The following is a 1,345-nucleotide window of genomic DNA, read 5'->3' as shown; positions in this document are numbered from 1 at the left end:
CGACCCCACCCGGCCCACCACCGCCGGCGCCACCGCCATCACCCCGAAAAAGCACAGCACACCCCCCGCCGCCACCGCGCACATCGCCCCCGCGCCCGGCTCCGCCACCGACCCCGCACCCGCCGCCGCACCCGCACCCGCGAACCCCGCGGCCGCCACCACCGCCCGCGCCCGCCCCCACACCGGACCCGAACCGCCCGCCGCACCGCTGCGCAGCGCCTCCACCGGCGCCGTGCGCGTCGCCTCCCACGCCGGCCGCAGCACCGCACCCACCGTCGCGACCACCCCCGCCGCAGCACCCGCCGCCACCGGCCCCGCACCCACCACCGGCTCCACACCGCCCGACACGCCCGCCACCGCGCCGCCGCCCACCACCAGCGCCCCCGCGGCCGCACCCGCACCCGCCACGGCCCCCGGAACCGACGCCGCCGCCCCCAGCAGCACCGCCTCGCCCACCGCCGCCGCGAACACCTGCCCCCGGCCCGCACCCAGGCACCGCAGCAGCGCCGTCTCGCGCACCCGCCGCGCCGCCAGCACCGCGAACGTGTTCGACACCACCAGCACCGACACGAACAAGGCCACCCCCGCGAACAGCCCCAGCCCCGCCGACACCGAACGCGCCTGCACCCCGGCCTCCTCGGCCTGCAGCTCACCGAACCGCCGGCCCGTCCACACCCGCGCCTCACCGCCCAGCACGCCGGCCACCGCCTCGGCCACCCGCTCCTGGGACACCCCCTCCGCACCGCGCACCGCGACCTCGTCCAGCCCCCGCACCCCGGACACCTCCCGGGCCGCCCCGGCCTCCAGCACCACCGCGCCCCGCCGCAGCACCTCGGCCTCCACCCCGAAGTCCACCAGCCCGCTCACCCGGAACGACCGGGTGCGCCCCCCGGCGTCCACCAGCCGCACCTCATCGCCCACCCCGAACCCGCCGGCCTCGGCGGTGGTGGTGGCCAGCGCCGCCTCGTCCGCCGCCGACGGCGGCGCCCCCGCCGCCACCGGGAACCGCGACACCCGCCCGGGGGCGGCCAGCACCACCGCCGGCGCCTCGCCCAGCCGCCGCCCGCCCGAATCCAGCAGCACCGCGCTCCCCCGGGGCGTGCCGTCGGCGGCCGCGACCTCCTCCAGGCCCCGCACCGCCTCCAGCGCGCCCGCCGGGATCCCGCCCGCCTCCTCGGCGGCGGCGACGGCGTCCACCCGTTCGGAGCCGCCCATCACCCGGGCGTCGAAATGCGCCCCCAGGCCGGCGGTGAACACCAGCGTCGCGGTGACGAACATGGTTCCGAGGGCGATGGCGAGGGCGGTGGTGGCCAGGCGTGTCTTGTGCTGGCGCAGGCCGGCCAGG

1 protein-coding gene is annotated in these 1,345 nt (G+C 80.4%); it reads right to left on the bottom strand.

All coding sequences use genetic code 11. From position 1 onward, the window contains the following. On the bottom strand, positions 1–1,345 hold a 1,345-nt coding region (locus tag D459_RS0102595), incomplete at both ends, for an ABC transporter permease (RefSeq protein ID WP_017591431.1).

This window comes from Nocardiopsis potens DSM 45234, from assembly GCF_000341105.1.
Lineage (GTDB): Bacteria > Actinomycetota > Actinomycetes > Streptosporangiales > Streptosporangiaceae > Nocardiopsis_A > Nocardiopsis_A potens.
The sequence above is the reverse complement of the archived record's forward strand: the minus strand, read 5'-3'. Positions and strand labels throughout refer to the sequence as shown.